The organism is Salmonella sp. 5800 (genome assembly GCF_046558195.1).
Taxonomy (GTDB): Bacteria; Pseudomonadota; Gammaproteobacteria; order Enterobacterales; family Enterobacteriaceae; genus Salmonella; species Salmonella enterica.
On sequence record NZ_JBGDOX010000034.1, the window covers coordinates 1 to 578 of the forward strand.

The following is a 578-nucleotide window of genomic DNA, read 5'->3' on the forward strand; positions in this document are numbered from 1 at the left end:
CCGGAACCAGAGCGTGCGATTGACAAGCCGTTCCTGCTGCCGATCGAAGACGTATTCTCCATCTCCGGTCGTGGTACCGTTGTTACCGGTCGTGTAGAACGCGGTATCATCAAAGTGGGCGAAGAAGTTGAAATCGTTGGTATCAAAGAGACTCAGAAGTCTACCTGTACTGGCGTTGAAATGTTCCGCAAACTGCTGGACGAAGGCCGTGCCGGTGAGAACGTAGGTGTTCTGCTGCGTGGTATCAAACGTGAAGAAATCGAACGTGGTCAGGTACTGGCTAAGCCGGGCACCATCAAGCCGCACACCAAGTTCGAATCTGAAGTGTACATTCTGTCCAAAGATGAAGGCGGCCGTCATACTCCGTTCTTCAAAGGCTACCGTCCGCAGTTCTACTTCCGTACTACTGACGTGACTGGCACCATCGAACTGCCGGAAGGCGTAGAGATGGTAATGCCGGGCGACAACATCAAAATGGTTGTTACCCTGATCCACCCGATCGCAATGGACGACGGTCTGCGTTTCGCAATCCGTGAAGGCGGCCGTACCGTTGGCGCGGGCGTTGTTGCTAAAGTTCT

At 53.6% G+C, this 578-nt stretch carries 1 protein-coding gene; it reads left to right on the top strand.

The window, feature by feature from the left end:
- A partial coding sequence (locus tag ACLJZ5_RS22075) for an EF-Tu/IF-2/RF-3 family GTPase (RefSeq protein WP_001738553.1) occupies nucleotides 1-578 on the top strand: 578 nt, incomplete at both ends.